Origin of the sequence: Mesorhizobium onobrychidis (assembly GCF_024707545.1) — a bacterium.
GTDB lineage: Bacteria > Pseudomonadota > Alphaproteobacteria > Rhizobiales > Rhizobiaceae > Mesorhizobium > Mesorhizobium onobrychidis.
In genome coordinates this window covers 3132720-3149672 of the sequence record NZ_CP062229.1, presented here as the reverse complement: position 1 = coordinate 3149672, position 16953 = coordinate 3132720, and the positions used below count along the sequence as shown (strand labels likewise).

Sequence of the window (16953 nt, the reverse complement as noted above, 5' to 3'; positions counted from 1 at the left end):
CCGGCAGGACAGAGGGGGGTGTTCGAGCGCAGGACAGAGCGAGATAAGGCGATGACTCATTACCCAGTGTCGCCGAACAACCGCGGCAATGCGCGCAAGATGAAGGCCATGACGGATGCCGAGCTGAAGCTCTGGAATGAGATCAGGGCGCACCGTCTCATGGGATTGGCGTTTCGGCGACAGATGCCCATAGCCGGCTACATTGTCGATTTTGCCTGTCCGGACAAAAGGCTGATCGTCGAACTCGACGGCTCTAGCACGCTCAGGCCGAACCCTCGGCATCGGATGCTCGCAGAAGCGCGAGGCTTGAAGCAATTGGCTGGACCATCCTGCGCTTCTGGAACGACGATGTCGTTCGCGACCTCGACAACGTCTGTCAGCACATCGTGATCGCAGCGGGCCTAGCAGGCGCGGACATGGGTTGAGCGTTGGTCGCGGACCTGGATCGCGCAAAGCTGGCGGGACAGCGCCCCCCTCTGTCCTGCCGGACATCTCCCCCTCAAGGGGGGAGATTGGATGTCACCTCGGCTTTCGCCAGTCTCCAATGTTGGCTGAAAGGCGCCCACTCAGGCACTCACGCATCCGCGCCGCAATCATTTGCGCTCCTCCTTGCCGGCTCCCAATCGCTGAGCCGACAGGAACATCAACGTATAGGCCGCCTTGCGGCGATCCCAGCCGGCCGACTCGACCGCGTCCAGCAATCCGTCGACAAGCGGGCCAGTGCCGTCTTGCACTCCGTTTCATAGTCGAAATCTGTCCTGGGAAGGGTCGGCGCGGCGATCTTTCCCAAACTGTTCATCATGTCCATGGCAACACCTGCATATGGTACCGGGCACGACCGTGCCCGCCTTCGCGTCGGCGGGCACGGTCGTTTGTCCTCAGAAGCCTGGCGTCAGTAATCCATGCCGCCGGCCGGCATGGCCGGAGCGGCCCCTTCCTTTTTCGGCTTCTCGGCCACCATCGCCTCGGTGGTCACCAACAGGCCGGCAACAGAGGCGGCGCCCTGCAGCGCGGTACGCACGACCTTGGCCGGATCGATGACGCCCTGTCCGTAAAGGTCGCCGAACTCGTTGGTCTGGGCGTTCCAGCCATAGCCGAAGTCGGTCGTCTCGCGCAGCTTGCCGACGATGATCGAACCTTCCGCACCGGCGTTCTCGGCGATCTGGCGCACCGGCGCTTCGATGGCGCGACGCACGATGTCGACACCGGTCTTCTGGTCGGGATTGTCGACGGCGACGTTGTCGAGCGCCTTCGCCGCCCTAAGCAGCGCCACGCCGCCGCCGGGCAGTATGCCTTCCTCGACCGCCGCGCGTGTGGCGTGCATGGCATCGTCGACGCGATCCTTGCGCTCCTTGACCTCGACCTCGGTCAAGCCGCCGACGCGGATGACGGCGACACCGCCAGCGAGCTTAGCCAGCCGCTCCTGCAGCTTCTCGCGGTCGTAGTCGGAGGTGGTTTCCTCGATCTGGGCCTTGATCTGGCTGATGCGCGCCTGGATTTCATCCTTGCGGCCGGCACCGTCGACGATGGTGGTGTTCTCCTTCTCGATCAGCACCTTCTTGGCGCGGCCGAGCATCTCCAGCGTGACGTTTTCGAGCTTGATGCCGAGATCCTCGCTGATTGCCGTGCCGCCGGTCAGGATGGCAATGTCTTCCAGCATCGCCTTGCGGCGGTCACCAAAACCCGGCGCCTTGACGGCTGCAACCTTCAGGCCACCGCGCAGCTTGTTGACGACCAGCGTCGCCAGCGCCTCGCCTTCGACGTCCTCGGCGATGATCAGCAGCGGCTTGCCGGATTGCACGGCGGCTTCGAGCACGGGAAGCATGGCCTGCAGGTTGGAGAGCTTCTTCTCGTGGATCAGCACATAGGGTTCTTCGAGCTCGACGCGCATCTTGTCCTGGTTGGTGATGAAATATGGCGAGAGATAGCCGCGGTCGAACTGCATGCCTTCGACCACTTCCAACTCGGTCTCGGCGGTCTTGGCTTCCTCGACAGTGATGACGCCCTCATTGCCGACCTTTTCCATCGCCTCGGCGAGGAAGCGGCCGATCTCGGCATCGCCATTGGCCGAGATGGCGCCAACCTGGGCAATCTCGTCATTCCTGGTCACCTTGCGGGCATTGGCCTTCAGTTCGGCGATGATTGCTTCGACCGCCTTGTCGATGCCGCGCTTCAGGTCCATCGGGTTCATGCCGGCAGCAACCGCCTTGGCGCCTTCCTGGACGATCGACTGGGCCAGAATCGTCGCGGTCGTGGTGCCGTCGCCGGCGGTGTCGCTGGTCCTCGATGCGACCTCGCGCACCATCTGCGCGCCCATGTTCTCGAACTTGTCCTCAAGCTCGATTTCCTTGGCGACGGTAACGCCGTCCTTGGTAATGCGCGGGGCGCCGAATGACTTGTCGAGGATGACATTGCGGCCCTTGGGACCGAGCGTGACCTTCACTGCGTCGGCGAGGATATTGACGCCGCGCAACATCTTCTCGCGGGCTTCGGTATGGAATTTCACATCCTTGGCAGCCATTGGATAACTCCTTCAAATAGGCAGCTTTTCGTTGACTGATTGCTTGTCCAGGCCCCGCTCAGGCGGCCTGCTGCATCTTGTCGGTCGATTCGATCACGCCCAGCACATCGCTTTCCTTCATGATGAGCAGATCCTCGCCATTGAGCTTGATCTCGGTGCCCGACCATTTACCGAACAGGATACGGTCGCCGACCTTGACGTCGAGCGGCTGCAACTGGCCGCTATCGTCACGCGCCCCGGGACCGGCGGCGATCACCTCGCCTTCCTGCGGCTTTTCCTTGGCGGTATCGGGAATGATGATGCCGCCCGCGGTCTTCTCGTCGACCTCGATGCGGCGGACCAGGATACGGTCATGCAATGGACGGAACGCCATGTCGTTCTCCTCATAGGAACAAACAGATTTTCTTGGACCTCCCTTCGCAGCCGACCGGTACAACGGCCGATGGGACGGTGCGCGACCGCTGCTCAGGCATCACGCGCATATCGAATTAGTCTGCCGATCCAGGCTTTCAAGAGGAGGTCGAAAAAATTTTAGCACTCGCCGTGGTCGAGTGCCAACGCACTGTAATGATGGCGCTATTCCAGGAATTGACACGTCGGATGCGGCTTGACACCGCGGCCCAACCTTCCGACATCGTCGTCGATCCCGGCACCGTCTGCCGACGGCCGGAACCGATGAGGAAGCGGAGGCGTTTTTGCATGCGGAGCAAAGCGATGGAACGCGATGTCCCAACGATTTCGATTGCGCCGGAATATCCCGATCTCAGCCGGCTGCTCGATCCGGCATTTCGACCGTCCACAAGACGTACTGGCCGACGCGACGCTGGACGTCGGTGAAAAGCGCGCGATCCTGTCGTCATGGGCCTCCGATGCCTGCGCGGTCGAATCCATGCCGGCGCTGCGCAAGCCGCCCGGCGCCAAAGCTCCAATCGCCTTTGAAGAGATCATGGACGCGCTGCAGTCACTCGATGGCGCAGGTCCATCTCAAGGCGCCGGCGCCGGCCGAAGCCGCCACGGCGGCCTCCACCGCGTCGGCGCCTGATTGTAGGACAGAAAGGAGACGTGCATGGTCAGCAACGAGTTCCAGCTCCAGATGCAGGGTTTTGGCCTGACGACGGCAGAGATCCATTATCGTCTTCCCGACTATCGGGACCTGCTGCAGCTCTTCATCTGGCAGGAATACGACATCGCTCCGGATTTCCCGACGCTGAAGCATTTCCTCGAATATTGGGAACGTGAGATCGAAGGCCCGCTGCATTCCGTGCGTGTCGCCCATCACCGTCTGATCCAGCCCTCCGAATGGCGGGCGGTGGACGGTGTTATTACGCTGCAGTGAGACGTCATTGCGTTGCAGTGAGACAGGGGCGCTCGGAGCAACGGCCGTTCAGGTGGATTTACGTCCCGTGACAAGCAGTCCGGCCGTGCGAGCCGCCTTGACGAAGGCCGTGCGAGCCTCGCCGGCGGTGCGCCAACCGTCGAGCGCGTCGCGGCAGGCGCGATAGGCTGCGCGCCAGCTCCGGCCGCGCGCCCGGTCCGGCCATTGCTGCATGCATTCGATGGCTTCCCAGCTGCTGGCGACCTTGCGCTCTCCGACGGATTGGAGCTTGAGCGTGATCGGCTCGGAAAATGGGACGTCGTTCATCACTTCCTCCTTCTTTCTGTTTTTTAGAGCAAGTAACATCCTCGATTAAGCAGGAGGCGGCCCGATCGGCGCCGATGGACGAGATGGTTCGTGTGCCTGCACGCTTCAAGACCTCCCCGCCTCAAACCCCTGGCCCCCGTCCCCGATGCAACGGCCGGCTATATGTCGTCGTCCGGCGGTTCGAGAAGCCCGATCAGTGTCGCCACCCTTGCCGACGGCAGAGCGCGGCCCTCATTGACCAGCGCCTCATCGGCTCCGACCCAGGCAAAGGCCTCGCGCAACTCCTCGATCGTCGCGCCGGTCGAGGCGATGTCGGCGATGACGGCGTCGTCCACCGGGCCCAGCACCGAAATGATGTCGTCGCGTGTCATGGTCATGATATCCTCCATGCGGCGTGCCGTCGCGACCCTCAAATGAAGGTTGAAACCGGCATTACCAGTACAATCTGGCAACAAAAAATCTGGCAGCGGGACAGAATCTGGGTCTTGATTTCGGGCTGACAATAACCAAATCCAAATTGCCGGTTGCCGAATGGGACCGGCAGAACCCAGGGAGCGCCAAGCTCTTTGGCGTCCCTCGTACTATGTTGCTCGATGGAGCATATAGCTATGAGAACCGCATTCGACTTTTCCCCGCTCTACCGGTCGAGCATCGGTTTCGACCGCATCTTCAACCTGCTGGAAAACGCGCCTCAGGCAGTCGACAGCTGGCCGCCTTATGACATCGAGCGAAGCGACGAGAACACCTATCGCGTGAGGATCGCCGTCGCCGGCTTTTCCGAAGACGATCTCGACATCAGCCACGAGCCGAACCTTCTAATCGTCTCGGGCGAGCGCAAGGAACAGGACGAGGTGGAATATCTCCACCGCGGTCTTCCGGTGCGACCGTTCACACGGCGCTTCGAGCTTGCCGATCACATGACGGTCACCGGCGCCTCGCTCAACAACGGCCTGCTGACGATCGACCTGGTGCGCGAAGTGCCCGAGGAGATGAAGCCGCGTCGCATCACGATCGCCAAGGACGACGGCGCGCGGAAGGCCGGGCAGGTCGAGAAGCCGAAGCAGGCCGCCTGAGCGAAGGCGATCTCTGGCGTTCGCCCAACCAGTCGAGAAAGGAGAACAGCAATGGCTATTCGTGATCTCATCCCCTGGGGCCGGGAGAACAGTCCGGTTCCCAGCTTCTATCGTGACGAGGACCGGGACCCGTTCATGGCGTTGCATCGCGAGATGAACCGCCTGATCGACGACGCGTTCCGCGGCTTCGAAACGCGCATGCCTTCGCTCAGCGGATTTTCGTCGGCGCGCGGCAGCTGGCCGAGCGTCGAAATCTCCGACGGCGAGAAGGAGATCCGCGTGACCGCGGAAATTCCCGGCATGGACGAAAAGGACGTCGAGGTGATGCTCGATGACGGCGTGCTGACGCTGCGCGGCGAGAAGCGCTCCGAGGCCGAGGACAAGGGCAGGCAGTTCTCCGAGCGGTTCTACGGCCGCTTCGAGCGCCGCATCCCGCTCGGCTACGAGGTCGAGGAGGACAAGGTGAACGCCGCCTTCCATAACGGCGTGCTCACCGTGACGCTGCCCAAGACGGAGCGCGCGCAGGTGAAGGCCAAGCGCATCGCCATCAGTGGCAGTGCCGCCAGTCCCGGCAAGAGCAAGCACTGACGACATTGGCAGCCGGACGCGCAAGCGCCCGGCTGCGCTCAGTCGGTGGATACGCCACCCACCCGTTCCTGCTTGCAATCCAGCCGTCCGCCGGCCGCCCGATACCTTGGAAGGGCAAGCCCAACCAGCATCAACTTCCGGCGGCAGGCTTGGCCTTGACGTTCTTCAGCGCGGTCAACAGATAGTCCTGCATCGTCGCCTGGAGGTTTGTCGTGGCGATGCGCACTGCCGCCATCGCCTCCTTCACCGCCACTTCGTCGAAGGGCGAAACCTGCTGCGCCGCCGCCAGATTGGCCCGCGCCATGCGCAGCTCGCGCAGTGCCGCCAAGGTGCGCGGACGGTTTGCGCGGCGGATGCTGCGGAACTCCTTCCTCACCTCGGGCGAGTAGGCGCCGGCGATCTCGGTGATCAGCCCACCCGCCGCCGATCCTTGGCGCAAGCCATGAGCCGCATAGCCGAGCAGGAAGAAGTTGCCGGCAAGCGAAAGGCCGAGCAGCACCAGCGTCGCCGTCCATAACAGGGAACGCCTCGTCAAAGCGAATCCTCCCCCGCTGCGGGATCGGCGGCAATGCCGGACAGGCCATCGCCAGACAGGCCATTGTCGGACAGCCCATTGTCAGACAGCCGCGCGCCGGAAGCCAGCGCCAGAAGCTCCGAATCCGGCAGATCATCCTGCAGCCGCGCCACCTGGTAGCCTGCCAGCGTCATGGCTACGAGCATGGCCGCAGCGCAAGCCGCAAGTCCGGCCGGCTCAAGCAAGAACCTCGGCAGGAATGACGACCACGTTGACCTCCGGCCGGCATCGATGCGGGCCAGCACCTTGCGTGTCAGCGCCTGTTCGTCGCTGGCCATCAGCGCCGCCTCGAGCACGAGGCGATCGAGCGCGCTATCCGGATCGTCTTGCGGCGATCGGTCCGTTTCGCCCGTGACAAAGGCCCGTGCTTCCTGCCGGAAGGGAGCCGGCCAGGCGTCGACATCGTCGCCGAAGCGACGCTTGTTTCGTTCGAACTCGTCCCGTGTCATGAGGACTTCCTTTCCAGGCCTTCTGCCGCCATTGCCAAATGATCCCGCAAATGGTCCCTTAGCGCCCGTCGCCCGCGGACCAGCAATTGCTCCACCGAGCCGGCGCTGCCGCCCATCACCTCGGCGATTGCCGCGATATCGAGATCGCCGACGGCGCGCAGCAGCACGGCCATGCGCTGCCGCTCCGGCAGGCGCGACAGGCCGTCGCGGACAATCGCAAGCTCCTGTCGCGCGGCGGTCGTCGCTTCGGCACCCGGCTCTTGCGAGGCCACCTCATCCCGGACATCGTCGAGCCCGATGAAGGTCCGCAGCGCCCGGCGCCGGCGCTGGTCGATGCAGCGATTGGCGGTGATCCTGTACAGCCAGGTCGAGGCGCGTCCCCTGGCGGGGTCGAACCGTGCAGCCTGTTTCCAGATGGTCACGAACACCTCCTGCACCACATCCTCGGCGTCGCCGGCATTGCCGAGATAGCGCGCCGCAAACACCCGCAAGCCGCGGCCATGGCGGGCGATGAGCTCAGACAGCGCGCCCTGGTTGCCCGCCGCCACCCATGCCAGCAGTTCGTCGTCCTCACGGGGCTCCTCATGCTGCACGGCGGCGGGCACCAACTGGCCAGGCTCCTGAACGTCAACGGCGCCAGCGCCGGGACCCGAAAACCGTGTTGCCGTCCGGGCCGGTGAAGCTGCCGGCCGAGCGGCCACGGAACGGCCCACGCGCCGACACCCGCTTGCCGGAGAAGGACTGCCCGTCCGGCCCGGTGCCAGAGTAGCTTCTGGCGCAGCGGTCAACAACGCCCGCCACGCATTTGGAACTCGACGTATAGCTGCCGCCATTGGGGCCGGCGCGCGTGGTCGAGCCGGTGTAGACGCCGCCCTCCCGGCTGACGCTGCGGCTGATCTCGCCGCCATGCAATGTCGGCCGTTGCCATTCCTCGGCGGCGGCCGGCACGGCAGCCGACGCGACAAGCATCGCGCCGAGGCAAAACAGATGAACTTTCGCTGAAGAAAGCATTTCTTACTCCTTGATTGTGTTGAAAAAAGACTGGATCTATCTAGTTGAACAAGGAACGTGATGAGATCGTCAGCCGGCGCGATCGGCAAAGAGCTTGCGAACGGCGGCGATCTCGTCCGCCGACAGCGTGCCGTCGCCATTGCGGTCGGCGAGGTCGAACAGCGGCATACGGTTGCGGAACTCGTCCTCCGAGACCTTGCCGTCGCCGTTCGTGTCCATGCGCCGCCAGCGGTTGCCGAGCCTGGCTTGCGCGGCGTCGGCGCGGTCCATAATGGCGTCGCGGGCGCCTTCGATCTCCTTCTCCTCGATGACGCCGTCGTCATTGCGATCGAGCTTCGTGAACATGCGCTCGCGCGCCGCAAGCATCTCGTCCTTTGAAATCGCGCCGTCACCATTGGTGTCGACCCGCTGCAGGATGCGCCTGCCCGGCATGTCCTTTCCCGAAATGTCCTTTCCTGAAATGTCTTGCCCGTGCGCGGCGGAAAGCGGTACGAGCCCCAGAAGCAGGGCCGCAAAGAGTGCTGAACGTTGCATGGTGATGGTCCTTTCGCTGTCATTGGCCGCAAGCGGCGACTGCTGACCGATACGCAGGAAGGACGCTTCCCCTACGCTTGCCGGCGAAAAATCCACCCGCAGCCGGCTCGGTGTCCGCGCGCTGACAGGCGAAGAGATCAAATAGTCATATCTGGATGCATGAGGTTTACGGCTCAGCCGGCGTCGTGATTTGAGTTGGCCCCTTGATCACCCGCCGACCGTTGGCAGGATCAGGGTCAATGCAAAAACTCGCAAGCGCTGCCAATGTCCCCGTCAGAAACGCCATGCGGCGTCCTACCCAAAATCCAAAAGCGCGCAAGCTGAGCGCAAGGGCGGAAAAGAACTGGCCGTGACCGAGTTCTAGTCAAGCAGACTCATTATCTGTAGGATCAGGACCAACAGCACAAAGCCAAGGACAGACGCAAAGACCGCGACCAAAAAACGGTGCGTTGCTGTCTGCCCACGGCTTTCTCCCCGAAAGCGCATCTCCGTCCACCAATACGAATGTTGTCTCAAGTTTGCTTGAGGCCCGGCGGAGAGGGAGCAAACATGACTGCTTCAGGCAAGAGAATCTCCTGCCAAGGTGTTCGTTTACGAGGGCATCATTCATCCAGACGATGCAGGAATATTAGAAAGTTCTAATAACTGTTCCTGAGCAGCGGAACCTCCGGGTTCCTGCTGCGGATCGGGCTGCAACCCGATCGGGCCCGCGCTCTCCGCCAAAGGCGCGGGCTTCATTTGTTTAGCCGATGCGCCTGACGGCCCGAAGGCCGCATATAGAGTATCTGCGGGAGCATTTAGTAGCAGAGTCGCTACCGTGGCGTTCCTGGCGGCCAGGCAACGGAGCCCGTCATCCGAAAGGGTGGCGGGCTTTCGTATCAATTGTCGGACTTTATCGGCCTGTCGGAGCCGAGCGAAAAGTCCTCGCCATCCGCTTGTTGTCGCCTGTTACGATCAACGGCGGAGGCGGCCACCGGTCTCAGGTCGCTCGCGCTCCCGTTCCGGCGTGGCGACCAGCAAGGCTGCGGCGGCGTTGGCGGCGGCGAGGACGGCCTCGACCTGATGCCCGCGGGCGAGGCCTGCCGCGAACGCGCCAACGAACTCGTCGCCGGCGCCATGGGTGCTGACGACCTTCACCGGGATGGCCGCCAGCGCGAACGCCTGGCCGTCGCGGTCGCAATAGGCAACGCCCTCCCCGCCGGCCGTGACGATCGCGGCCGGATAGAAATCGGCCAGCATGCGTGCCGCCTCGGCAGCCCCCTCGAGCGTGTCGACGACCGGAATGCCGGCCAGAAATTCCGCCTCGATGGCGTTAACGATGACGATATCGGTGAGTGCGATCAGTTCGCCGGACAGTTTTCGCGCGGGCGCGGCGTTGAGGACGACGCGACCACCGTGTCTCCTCACCGCCTGCGCTGCGGCAATGTTGGCGGCTTCCGGCACCTCGTTCTGCAGCAGCAGCACCGCCGTTTGCGCAACCATCTCGGTCGCGGCCGCGATGTCCTTCTCGCCCAAGGTGAGATTGCTGCCTGAGACGATCACCGCGCCATAGTCGCCGCCGTCGTCGAAAATCGCCACGCTCATGCCGGAGCCGGCGCCAGCCGCGACCCGCACGAAGCGGCTGTCGACGCCGCAGCGGTAGAGATTATCGAGAAGCGCGCGGCCGAAATCGTCATCGCCGACGGCGCCGATCATCGCCGAGCCCACGCCGGCTCGCGCCACCGACACTGCCTGGTTGCCGCCCTTGCCGCCGCATTTCGGCTGCCAGGCATGGCCGGTCACCGTTTCGCCCTTGCGCGGGCGGTCAGGCGCTTCGACCATGATGTCGTAATGCAGGCTGCCGAACACGGTGACCAGCGGAGCCGTCATGTACCCCTGTCCCGGCGTTTCGACGTCACCGCCGACATGGTGCGGCCGAGATTGCGCTCCGCCGCCTGATAGTCGCGCTGCGCCACCGCGACGAACAGCGCATCGAGAATGTTGAGCTGGGCGATGCGCGCCGCCGCGTTCTCGCCCATCAGCGGCGAGCCCTGCGCTGTCGAGCACAGCACGATGTCGGCAACGGCGGCCAGCGGCGAGTTGTCGTAGTTGGTGATCGCCAGCGTCCGCGCTCCGCTCTTGCGGGCGAGATGGATGGCATCGATGACGGCGCTGGTGTTGCCGGAATGCGAGAAGCCGACGGCGATGTCGTCGGCGCCGAGCAGCGAGGCCGACATCAGCATCATGTGCGAATCGTCGTAGACTGATGCGCGGATGCCGATGCGCAGGAATTTATGCGAGACGTCGCGCGCGATCTGCGCCGAGCCACCGACGCCATAGAAATCCCGGTTCTTGGCGCGGTAGAGAAGATCGGCGGCGCGGTCGAAATCGTCCATGTCGAGGATCGCCAGCGTTTCCTCCAACGCCTGGATGGAGGTGCGGAACACTTTCTGGACGATCTCGGCCGAACTGTCGTCGACCGACAGTTCCTGATGCATTTCGGCGGTTGGTAGGCGGCTGTATTCATAGACCGCGGTGCGGAAGTCGCGATAGCCGGAAAAACCCAGTTTCTTGGCGATCTTGACCACCATCGCCTCCGACACGCCGGCCTCTTCGGCGATCTGCTTGAGCGGAATGGTCTCGTCGAAGCCGCGCCGTCCGAAGACGGTTTCCACCACCTTCGCCTCGAGCGGCGTCAAATGCGGCATCATCATGCGGATCCGCGGTCCTACTGCTTTCAGATCCAGGCTGGTCAAGGTCATCCACGTCCCCTCGTCACGCGATCGATAAGCATCGCGGCGAGGATTATAAGACCAGTTGCCAGGAGCTGATAGAAGGACTGGACATTCATCAGCGTCAGGCCGTTGCGCATGGTGCCGAGAATGACGGCGCCCAGGATGGTGCCGACCACGCTGCCCTTGCCGCCCATCAGCGAGGCGCCGCCGATGGCCGCCGCGGCAATCGCATCGAGCTCCCAGAGATTGCCGAGAATGGGCTCGGCGGCACCCAGCCGGCCGATCAGGATCTGCGCGGCAAGGGCCGCCAGCAGGCCCGAAATCATATAGGCGGCGATCTTGGTGCGGGCGATCGGCACGCCTGCTATGTAGGCGGCCTCCTCATTGCCGCCGACGGCGAGCAGATATTCGCCGAACGGCGTCTTCTTGAGGATGATCCAGGCGATCAGCGCGACCACGGCCACGATGATGACCGCCAATGGCAGCCCGAACAGCGAACCGTTGAAGATGGCGCGGAAGCCGGCAGGCAGGCCGAGCACCGGATTGCCGCCGGTATAGATCAGCGCCAGTGCCCGGTAGGTGCTGAGCGTTCCCAGCGTGACGATGAAAGGCTGCAGTCCGACATAGGCGACCAGCACGCCGTTGAGCAGCCCGCAGACAAGGCCGATGGCGAAGCCGGCGGCGATGGCCAGCGGAAACGGCACGCCGGCAACCAGCATCGAGGCCGAGATGACGGCCGAAAGGGCTGCCGTCGGCCCGACGGACAGATCGATGCCGCCCGAGATGATCACCAGCGTCATGCCCAAGGCCAGGCAGGCGTTGATGCTCGACTGCTGCAGGATGTTGATCAGGTTGCGCTCGGCAAAGAAGCCCGGGACCAGCGCGCCGAAGACGGCGAGGATCACCACCAGGCCGATCAGCGTGCCGGCGTCGCGCACGGAAAACCGGTGCAGGAATTCAGCCATTGGCCGCGCTGCTGTGTGTTCGGTTATATCAGTCATCCGCTGGTCCTGTCCGTTATGCACCGGCCCGATGGCCTTGCGCCTTGCCGGCCTGAGTCTCCGATTGGGGTATGGCGTGCGCCGCGATCGCCTGTTCGTTGAGATCGGCCCGGTCAAGTTCGGCCGCGACAGTGCCGTCGCGCATGACCAGCACGCGGTCGGCGAGCCGGATCACCTCGGGAAGCTCGGACGACACGACGATTACCGAATGGCCTTCGGCGGCGAGCTCCTCGATCAGGTGGTAGATCTCCGCCTTGGCGCCGACATCGATGCCGCGTGTCGGCTCGTCGAACAAAAGGATACGCGTTCCCGCCGCCAGCCAGCGGCCGATGATCGCCTTCTGCTGGTTGCCGCCGCTGAACAGCCGGATCGGCCGGTCGAGCAGGAACGGCCGCAAATTGACCCGCTTCATCTTCTCGGCCGCGACCCGTTTCAGCCTGGTGTGATCGATGAGGCCGCGCGGCGCGAACACGCCCATGGACGCCAGTGCCATATTGTTGGAGATCGACCGCAACGGCACGATGCCTTCGCGTTTGCGCTCCTCCGGCACCAGGCCGATGCCGGCGGCGATCGCGTTGCGCGGACTGGAAAGTTTGATCGCCTTGCCGTCGATCTCGACCATGCCTGATGAGGCGCGGTCGGCGCCAGCCAGCAGCCGCAGCAGTTCGGTGCGGCCCGAGCCGACCAGGCCGGCAATCCCCAGCACCTCGCCGCGATGCAGCTCGAACGAGACGTCATGGACCTTGGTTGCCGAGGCGAGGCCACGCACGCTCAGCCTGACCTCGCTGGAGGCGTGCGAGCGGTGTTGTTCCTGGGCAAGCTCGCGGCCGACCATCATCGAAACGACGGCTTTTTCCGACACCTGCGCGAGATCGACGGATCCGACCACGACGCCGTCGCGCATGATGGTGGCGCGCTGGCAGATGCCGAACACCTCGTCCAGCTTGTGCGAGACATAGACGACGGCGACACCGTCGCGGGCCAGGCCGGCAATGACTTCGGCCAGCCGCTCGAACTCGCTCGGCGTCAGGCTCGATGTCGGCTCGTCCATCGCCACGATGCGCGCACGATCGAGCAGCGCCCGGGCGATCTCGACGATCTGCCGCTGCGCGACCTTCAGGCTGCCGAGCGGCGCTGCCGGATCGATGGTCGGGTCGATCGCGGCAAGGGCTTCCGCAGCGCGACGCTCCTGTTCGCGCCTTGCGACGAAGATGGCGCCGCGCGTCAGCGGATGGCCGAGGAACATGTTCTGGGCGACGCTGAGCTGCGGCACCTGCTGCAATTCCTGGTGGATCATGGCCACGCCCGCAGCACGCGCCGCGACCGGGTTGTTCAGCGTCACCGGCTTGCCGTCGATCAGCACGCTTCCGGCCGTCGGCCTGTAGACCCCCGACAGGATGCGCAGCAGCGTCGATTTGCCGGCGCCGTTCTCGCCGAGCAGGCCACGGATTTCGCCGGCGCCGACCGAAAACGACACTTCGCTCAGCGCCCGCACGGCGGGAAACTCCTTGGAAATGCCCTCGAATTGCAGCCGCGGGACAGGCATTGGTTTTATTCTCCAAGCGGTCTCTCAAAGACCCCTCACCCAGCCTCCGCTTCGCTCGGCTGACCTCTCCCCGAGGGGAGAGGAGATCGCCAGCGCCGGCGCCCTGCTCTTCTCCCCAGCGGGGAGAAGGTGGCCGCGAAGCGGCCGGATGAGGGGGATGCAACAGCCCCGGTTGTTGCCCCTTAATTGCCCGCTGCCGCGTCCTCGAGCAGCGCCTTGCGCACGGCATCGCCGGCGCCGGAATAACGGTCGGCATTGTCCTTGGTGATCAGTGCCTGCGGCGTGGCGACGACGCGCGGCAGCTTCTGCCCGGCCACCAGTCGCAGCGCCGATTCCAGAGCCACTTCGCCGGTCAGCACCGGAAAACTATCGACGGTGCCGGTCAGCTCGCCTGCGCGGATCGAAGCATAGGCATCGGAGATGCCGTCGGTGCCGAAGACGGCGACCTTGTCCTGCAGGCCGGCGGCCTTGACCGCCTCGACGATGCCCAGAGCCATGCCGTCATTGTTGGCATAGAAGCCGATCAGGTCGGGGTGCTGCTGCAGGATGTTGGTGGCCGCGTCGTAGGAGGTCTGGCGATCCCAGTTGCCCGGAACGCTGGCGACGACCTCGAACTTGCCGGCCTCGGTGATCGTGGACTTGAAGCCGTCGGTGCGCTGCACGGCGGCATAGACGCCGGCCTGGCCTTCGACGATGGCGACCTTGCCGCCATCCGGCCGGTTCTTGATGAACCATTTGGCGACGCGCACGCCATTGTCGCGCTGGACATTGCCGACATAGTGCTCGGCCTGCGGGATGACCGCGTCATTTACGTTGACCACCGGCACGTTGGCGGCCTTGGCCTGTTCCATGATCGGCTGCAGGTTGGAGTCGGTCTGCGGCGAGACGAGCAGCACATTGTAGCCTTGCGTGACCAGGCCTTCGGCGATGGTGAGCTGGCCGAGCTGGTCACCCTCACTCTGCGCCGCCTGGTAGACGACCGGGACAGCGACGCGGTCGCCGAACGACTTGTAGCCCTCACCCAGCGAGCGCCAGTATTCGTTGGTCAGCGTCTTGGAGACGGCGCCTGCCTTGGTGCCGTCGGGCAGCTTGGGGAACGCCCCGAACTTGGCCTCGAGCTGCGACCAGTCGATGCGATCCTTCTCCGTGTCGGAATTGAGCGGCGCGAGGTCCGCCGAAAATGCCGAACCGATGGACAGCGCCATCAGGGTAGCGGCAGCGGTGGCAAGCAGAAATTTCATGGTCTTTCCTCCCTTGTTGAAAAACGGTGACGGCGCCGGCGTCAGCTGTCCGGCCCGAGCATGGCTTCCTGAATGATGGCTTGCGATGCCACCGCGTCCTGACGGTCGACGGCGGTGGACAGGCGGTTGTCCTTTTCCAGCCGCTCGACGACGCGCAGCATGCGCTTGACGGTGGCGATGTTGACTTCGCATTCGTGGACAGGATCGAGCCCGGTCATGTCGGGGAACGTGTCGAAGTAGATGGCGCCGGCATAGCCGTCGCGGCGGATCTGCCTGAGCAGTTCGATCGTCTGCAGCGTGTGCACGGCGCCGACCATCAGGCCGTCGTCGCGCTTGGCGTAGCCGTCGTTGAGATGCACGCCGAGCAGCTTGCTGTGGCGCGCCACGAGTGCTGCGGCGAAAGCCGGCTGCTCGTCGGCATAGAGCACATGGGCGAAATCAAGCGTCACGCCGAGATTGGGCAGTCCGATCTCGCGGATCGCCAGCAATGTCGTCGCCGCGTCAGGCATCAGGCTGTAGGAGCGCGGCTCGTTGGGCTTGTATTCCAGGCTGATCTGGCAATCGGGGTCATGCGCTGCAACTTCACGAATTCCATCGATCTCGTGTTGCCAGAGCGCCGCATAATCGGCCTGGAAGGCATAGTCGAAGCCATCCTGCCCGAGCCACAGCGTCATCAGATTGGTGCCGGCCTCACGCGCGGCGTCGATGCCCGCCTTGGTCAGGTCGATGGCTTCGCGGCGAACTGCGGGATCCGGATTGGTGAAGGCGCCGAGCTTGAAGGCCGGATTGGAATAGTAGCGCATGGCGAAGCCATTGACGGAAAGCCCGAGATCGCCGAGCTTTCGCGCCATTTCCGCAGGTTTTTCATCGACATGGTCGGGAAAGTTGAGATCGAGGTCGGTCAGCCCCGCAACCTTCGCCGCACGCGCCGCCATCTGCAGCATGGACGGCTTGCCGACGAGATCCGGCCATTCGGCCTGTGGCCGCGAGGCAAAGGAATTCAGGCGAGTGGCGAAACGATTGGTTGTCATAGATGACCCTTTTGTCGACATAACTTCACATATTTTTGAATATTTGTAAAGTCCTCATTTGAAGGTGAACCATGCCCACCAAACGGCGGGGGCTGTTTCGACCCGGATGATGGTGGCCGCGGTGCGCGCATCGGAGGGGTATGTCGGGAAGGAAAGGCGGACTGCCGACGGGTAATTTTCGGCCCGCGTCCACGCAGTTCGAAGCGGAGTTGTTACCGTTTTCGCGAAAACGGTAACAACGCACCTGCAGCAAAGTCCCCACACATATCAGGCGCTCTATTCCGAGCTCGCACAGCGGTCGCTTGTTGCCTCGTCCAGCGCTGCTAATCGTAACCATGTACAACCGCTCGTCGCCCTTGCGTCTTGCGCGCCAATTGACCATCCTCGCAGAGGTTAGTTGCACCGCGGCCGGGGGGTTCGCACATGCCGACGCTTTATGCGCTGAAACCGGCCTTCCAGGCGAAGCTGCGGCCGCTTGCCGACCGGCTGGCCGGGGCCGGCGTCACCGCCAACCAGATCACGCTGCTGGCCGCCGCCCTGTCGGTTGCCACCGGCGTTGTGGTCGCGGCCCTTGCCGGCCATCGCGCGGTCTTCCTGCTGATGCCGGTGGTGCTGTTTGCGCGCATGGCGCTGAACGCCATCGACGGGATGCTTGCGCGGGAACATGGCCAGGCCTCCAAGCTCGGCATGTATCTCAACGAACTCTGCGACGTCGTTTCCGACCTGGCGCTGATCCTGGCCTTTGCCGCTCTCTTCCCTGCCTGGGGCGTCGTCGCCTTTGCCGTCACAGCAGTGCTTGTGGAATTCGCCGGCGTGCTCGGCATCGCGGCGGGCACGGGGCGCAATTATGCCGGGCCGTTCGGCAAGAGCGACCGGGCGCTGGCGCTCGGCTTCATCGCCTTTCTCATCGCCTGCGGCCTGTGGGTGGACGCGATCACGCCGTTTGTGTTTCCGGCAATGGCTACACTCTCGCTGGTGACCGCCATCAACCGGATACGCAGCGGGCTTAACGGGAGCGGTGACTGAAA

General features: G+C 63.9%; 21 protein-coding genes and 1 pseudogene. 6 read left to right on the top strand and 16 right to left on the bottom strand.

The genetic code is table 11. The features are described 5' to 3' along the window. Nucleotides 1-51: 51 nt before the first annotated feature. A pseudogene (locus IHQ72_RS15690) lies at nucleotides 52-425 on the top strand (endonuclease domain-containing protein). Between the two features lie 168 nt (nucleotides 426-593). Here the strand turns inward: IHQ72_RS15690 and IHQ72_RS15685 are convergent. The 3 genes from IHQ72_RS15685 to IHQ72_RS15675 form a co-directional block, all read right to left on the bottom strand. Next, complete coding sequence (locus tag IHQ72_RS15685) at nucleotides 594-734, bottom strand: hypothetical protein (RefSeq protein ID WP_258123246.1); 141 nt, start codon at nucleotides 732-734, stop codon at nucleotides 594-596. A 158-nt stretch (nucleotides 735-892) separates the two neighbouring features. Continuing rightward, the gene (gene groL, locus IHQ72_RS15680; protein ID WP_258123245.1) at nucleotides 893-2521 is read right to left on the bottom strand and encodes a chaperonin GroEL; all 1629 of its coding nucleotides are present in this window, start codon (nucleotides 2519-2521) and stop codon (nucleotides 893-895) included. A 58-nt stretch (nucleotides 2522-2579) separates the two neighbouring features. Continuing rightward, nucleotides 2580-2894 (bottom strand): co-chaperone GroES, encoded by a 315-nt coding sequence (locus IHQ72_RS15675; RefSeq protein WP_258123244.1) that lies wholly within the window; start codon nucleotides 2892-2894, stop codon nucleotides 2580-2582. A 369-nt stretch (nucleotides 2895-3263) separates the two neighbouring features. On the opposite strand from IHQ72_RS15675, the gene IHQ72_RS15670 reads away from it, so the two are divergent. Together IHQ72_RS15670 and IHQ72_RS15665 are read left to right on the top strand one after the other, a co-directional pair. Continuing rightward, complete coding sequence (locus IHQ72_RS15670; RefSeq protein ID WP_258123243.1) at nucleotides 3264-3563, top strand: hypothetical protein; 300 nt, start codon at nucleotides 3264-3266, stop codon at nucleotides 3561-3563. A gap of 24 nt (nucleotides 3564-3587) precedes the next feature. Continuing rightward, nucleotides 3588-3857, top strand: a complete 270-nt coding sequence (locus tag IHQ72_RS15665; protein WP_258123242.1) for an usg protein — start codon at nucleotides 3588-3590, stop codon at nucleotides 3855-3857. A 48-nt stretch (nucleotides 3858-3905) separates the two neighbouring features. On the opposite strand, the gene IHQ72_RS15660 is transcribed toward IHQ72_RS15665, so the two are convergent. Both IHQ72_RS15660 and IHQ72_RS15655 read right to left on the bottom strand, forming a co-directional pair. Further along, nucleotides 3906-4163: a DUF982 domain-containing protein gene (locus IHQ72_RS15660; RefSeq protein WP_258123241.1), complete on the bottom strand. Its 258-nt coding sequence runs from the start codon at nucleotides 4161-4163 to the stop codon at nucleotides 3906-3908. 158 nt (nucleotides 4164-4321) lie between these two features. Further along, nucleotides 4322-4540, bottom strand: coding sequence for a hypothetical protein (locus IHQ72_RS15655; protein WP_374120361.1), 219 nt, complete (start codon nucleotides 4538-4540; stop codon nucleotides 4322-4324). Between the two features lie 231 nt (nucleotides 4541-4771). Here IHQ72_RS15655 and IHQ72_RS15650 point away from each other — a divergent pair, with 231 nt between their 5' ends. Together IHQ72_RS15650 and IHQ72_RS15645 are read left to right on the top strand one after the other, a co-directional pair. Next, nucleotides 4772-5236: an Hsp20 family protein gene (locus IHQ72_RS15650; protein WP_258123240.1), complete on the top strand. Its 465-nt coding sequence runs from the start codon at nucleotides 4772-4774 to the stop codon at nucleotides 5234-5236. A gap of 51 nt (nucleotides 5237-5287) precedes the next feature. Continuing rightward, nucleotides 5288-5824: an Hsp20/alpha crystallin family protein gene (locus tag IHQ72_RS15645; protein ID WP_258123239.1), complete on the top strand. Its 537-nt coding sequence runs from the start codon at nucleotides 5288-5290 to the stop codon at nucleotides 5822-5824. A gap of 130 nt (nucleotides 5825-5954) precedes the next feature. On the opposite strand, the gene IHQ72_RS15640 is transcribed toward IHQ72_RS15645, so the two are convergent. The 11 genes from IHQ72_RS15640 to IHQ72_RS15590 form a co-directional block, all read right to left on the bottom strand. After that, entirely contained in the window at nucleotides 5955-6359 is a 405-nt protein-coding gene (locus tag IHQ72_RS15640; protein ID WP_258123237.1) for a periplasmic heavy metal sensor, read from the bottom strand. Then, nucleotides 6356-6847, bottom strand: a complete 492-nt coding sequence (locus IHQ72_RS15635) for a hypothetical protein (RefSeq protein WP_258123236.1) — start codon at nucleotides 6845-6847, stop codon at nucleotides 6356-6358. The genes IHQ72_RS15640 and IHQ72_RS15635 overlap by 4 nt, the downstream gene beginning before the upstream one ends. Then, nucleotides 6844-7452: an RNA polymerase sigma factor gene (locus tag IHQ72_RS15630; protein ID WP_258123849.1), complete on the bottom strand. Its 609-nt coding sequence runs from the start codon at nucleotides 7450-7452 to the stop codon at nucleotides 6844-6846. The genes IHQ72_RS15635 and IHQ72_RS15630 overlap by 4 nt, the downstream gene beginning before the upstream one ends. A gap of 22 nt (nucleotides 7453-7474) precedes the next feature. Beyond that, complete coding sequence (locus IHQ72_RS15625; RefSeq protein WP_258123235.1) at nucleotides 7475-7858, bottom strand: hypothetical protein; 384 nt, start codon at nucleotides 7856-7858, stop codon at nucleotides 7475-7477. Between the two features lie 69 nt (nucleotides 7859-7927). After that, nucleotides 7928-8392, bottom strand: a complete 465-nt coding sequence (locus IHQ72_RS15620; protein WP_258123234.1) for an EF-hand domain-containing protein — start codon at nucleotides 8390-8392, stop codon at nucleotides 7928-7930. Between the two features lie 954 nt (nucleotides 8393-9346). Continuing rightward, nucleotides 9347-10261 carry a ribokinase gene (locus IHQ72_RS15615; RefSeq protein WP_258123233.1) on the bottom strand — a complete coding sequence of 305 codons (915 nt, stop codon included), beginning with the start codon at nucleotides 10259-10261 and terminating at the stop codon, nucleotides 9347-9349. Then, nucleotides 10258-11133, bottom strand: a complete 876-nt coding sequence (locus IHQ72_RS15610; RefSeq protein ID WP_258123232.1) for a MurR/RpiR family transcriptional regulator — start codon at nucleotides 11131-11133, stop codon at nucleotides 10258-10260. The genes IHQ72_RS15615 and IHQ72_RS15610 overlap by 4 nt, the downstream gene beginning before the upstream one ends. Continuing rightward, a complete protein-coding gene (locus IHQ72_RS15605; protein WP_258123231.1) occupies nucleotides 11130-12107 on the bottom strand; it encodes an ABC transporter permease in 978 nt (325 codons plus the stop codon). Before IHQ72_RS15605 ends, IHQ72_RS15610 begins: the two co-directional genes overlap by 4 nt. A 16-nt stretch (nucleotides 12108-12123) precedes the next feature. Continuing rightward, nucleotides 12124-13653, bottom strand: a complete 1530-nt coding sequence (locus IHQ72_RS15600) for a sugar ABC transporter ATP-binding protein (RefSeq protein WP_258123230.1) — start codon at nucleotides 13651-13653, stop codon at nucleotides 12124-12126. A 182-nt stretch (nucleotides 13654-13835) separates the two neighbouring features. Beyond that, nucleotides 13836-14894 (bottom strand): sugar ABC transporter substrate-binding protein, encoded by a 1059-nt coding sequence (locus IHQ72_RS15595; protein ID WP_258123229.1) that lies wholly within the window; start codon nucleotides 14892-14894, stop codon nucleotides 13836-13838. Between the two features lie 41 nt (nucleotides 14895-14935). Further along, a complete protein-coding gene (locus IHQ72_RS15590; RefSeq protein WP_258123228.1) occupies nucleotides 14936-15925 on the bottom strand; it encodes a sugar phosphate isomerase/epimerase family protein in 990 nt (329 codons plus the stop codon). 423 nt (nucleotides 15926-16348) lie between these two features. Here IHQ72_RS15590 and IHQ72_RS15585 point away from each other — a divergent pair, with 423 nt between their 5' ends. Further along, nucleotides 16349-16951, top strand: a complete 603-nt coding sequence (locus tag IHQ72_RS15585) for a CDP-alcohol phosphatidyltransferase family protein (protein ID WP_258123227.1) — start codon at nucleotides 16349-16351, stop codon at nucleotides 16949-16951. Nucleotides 16952-16953 lie beyond the last annotated feature (2 nt).

Coding starts and splice junctions, on each gene's coding strand:
- IHQ72_RS15625 (WP_258123235.1), bottom strand. CDS start 7,858: ATGCTTTCTTCAGCGAAAGTTCATCTGTTTTGCCTCGGCGCGATGCTT.
- IHQ72_RS15620 (WP_258123234.1), bottom strand. CDS start 8,392: ATGCAACGTTCAGCACTCTTTGCGGCCCTGCTTCTGGGGCTCGTACCG.
- IHQ72_RS15675 (WP_258123244.1), bottom strand. CDS start 2,894: ATGGCGTTCCGTCCATTGCATGACCGTATCCTGGTCCGCCGCATCGAG.
- IHQ72_RS15650 (WP_258123240.1), top strand. CDS start 4,772: ATGAGAACCGCATTCGACTTTTCCCCGCTCTACCGGTCGAGCATCGGT.
- IHQ72_RS15645 (WP_258123239.1), top strand. CDS start 5,288: ATGGCTATTCGTGATCTCATCCCCTGGGGCCGGGAGAACAGTCCGGTT.
- IHQ72_RS15585 (WP_258123227.1), top strand. CDS start 16,349: ATGCCGACGCTTTATGCGCTGAAACCGGCCTTCCAGGCGAAGCTGCGG.
- IHQ72_RS15655 (WP_374120361.1), bottom strand. CDS start 4,540: ATGACCATGACACGCGACGACATCATTTCGGTGCTGGGCCCGGTGGAC.
- IHQ72_RS15615 (WP_258123233.1), bottom strand. CDS start 10,261: ATGACGGCTCCGCTGGTCACCGTGTTCGGCAGCCTGCATTACGACATC.
- IHQ72_RS15590 (WP_258123228.1), bottom strand. CDS start 15,925: ATGACAACCAATCGTTTCGCCACTCGCCTGAATTCCTTTGCCTCGCGG.
- IHQ72_RS15635 (WP_258123236.1), bottom strand. CDS start 6,847: ATGACACGGGACGAGTTCGAACGAAACAAGCGTCGCTTCGGCGACGAT.
- IHQ72_RS15665 (WP_258123242.1), top strand. CDS start 3,588: ATGGTCAGCAACGAGTTCCAGCTCCAGATGCAGGGTTTTGGCCTGACG.
- IHQ72_RS15605 (WP_258123231.1), bottom strand. CDS start 12,107: ATGACTGATATAACCGAACACACAGCAGCGCGGCCAATGGCTGAATTC.
- IHQ72_RS15660 (WP_258123241.1), bottom strand. CDS start 4,163: ATGAACGACGTCCCATTTTCCGAGCCGATCACGCTCAAGCTCCAATCC.
- IHQ72_RS15600 (WP_258123230.1), bottom strand. CDS start 13,653: ATGCCTGTCCCGCGGCTGCAATTCGAGGGCATTTCCAAGGAGTTTCCC.
- IHQ72_RS15610 (WP_258123232.1), bottom strand. CDS start 11,133: ATGACCTTGACCAGCCTGGATCTGAAAGCAGTAGGACCGCGGATCCGC.
- IHQ72_RS15595 (WP_258123229.1), bottom strand. CDS start 14,894: ATGAAATTTCTGCTTGCCACCGCTGCCGCTACCCTGATGGCGCTGTCC.
- groL (WP_258123245.1), bottom strand. CDS start 2,521: ATGGCTGCCAAGGATGTGAAATTCCATACCGAAGCCCGCGAGAAGATG.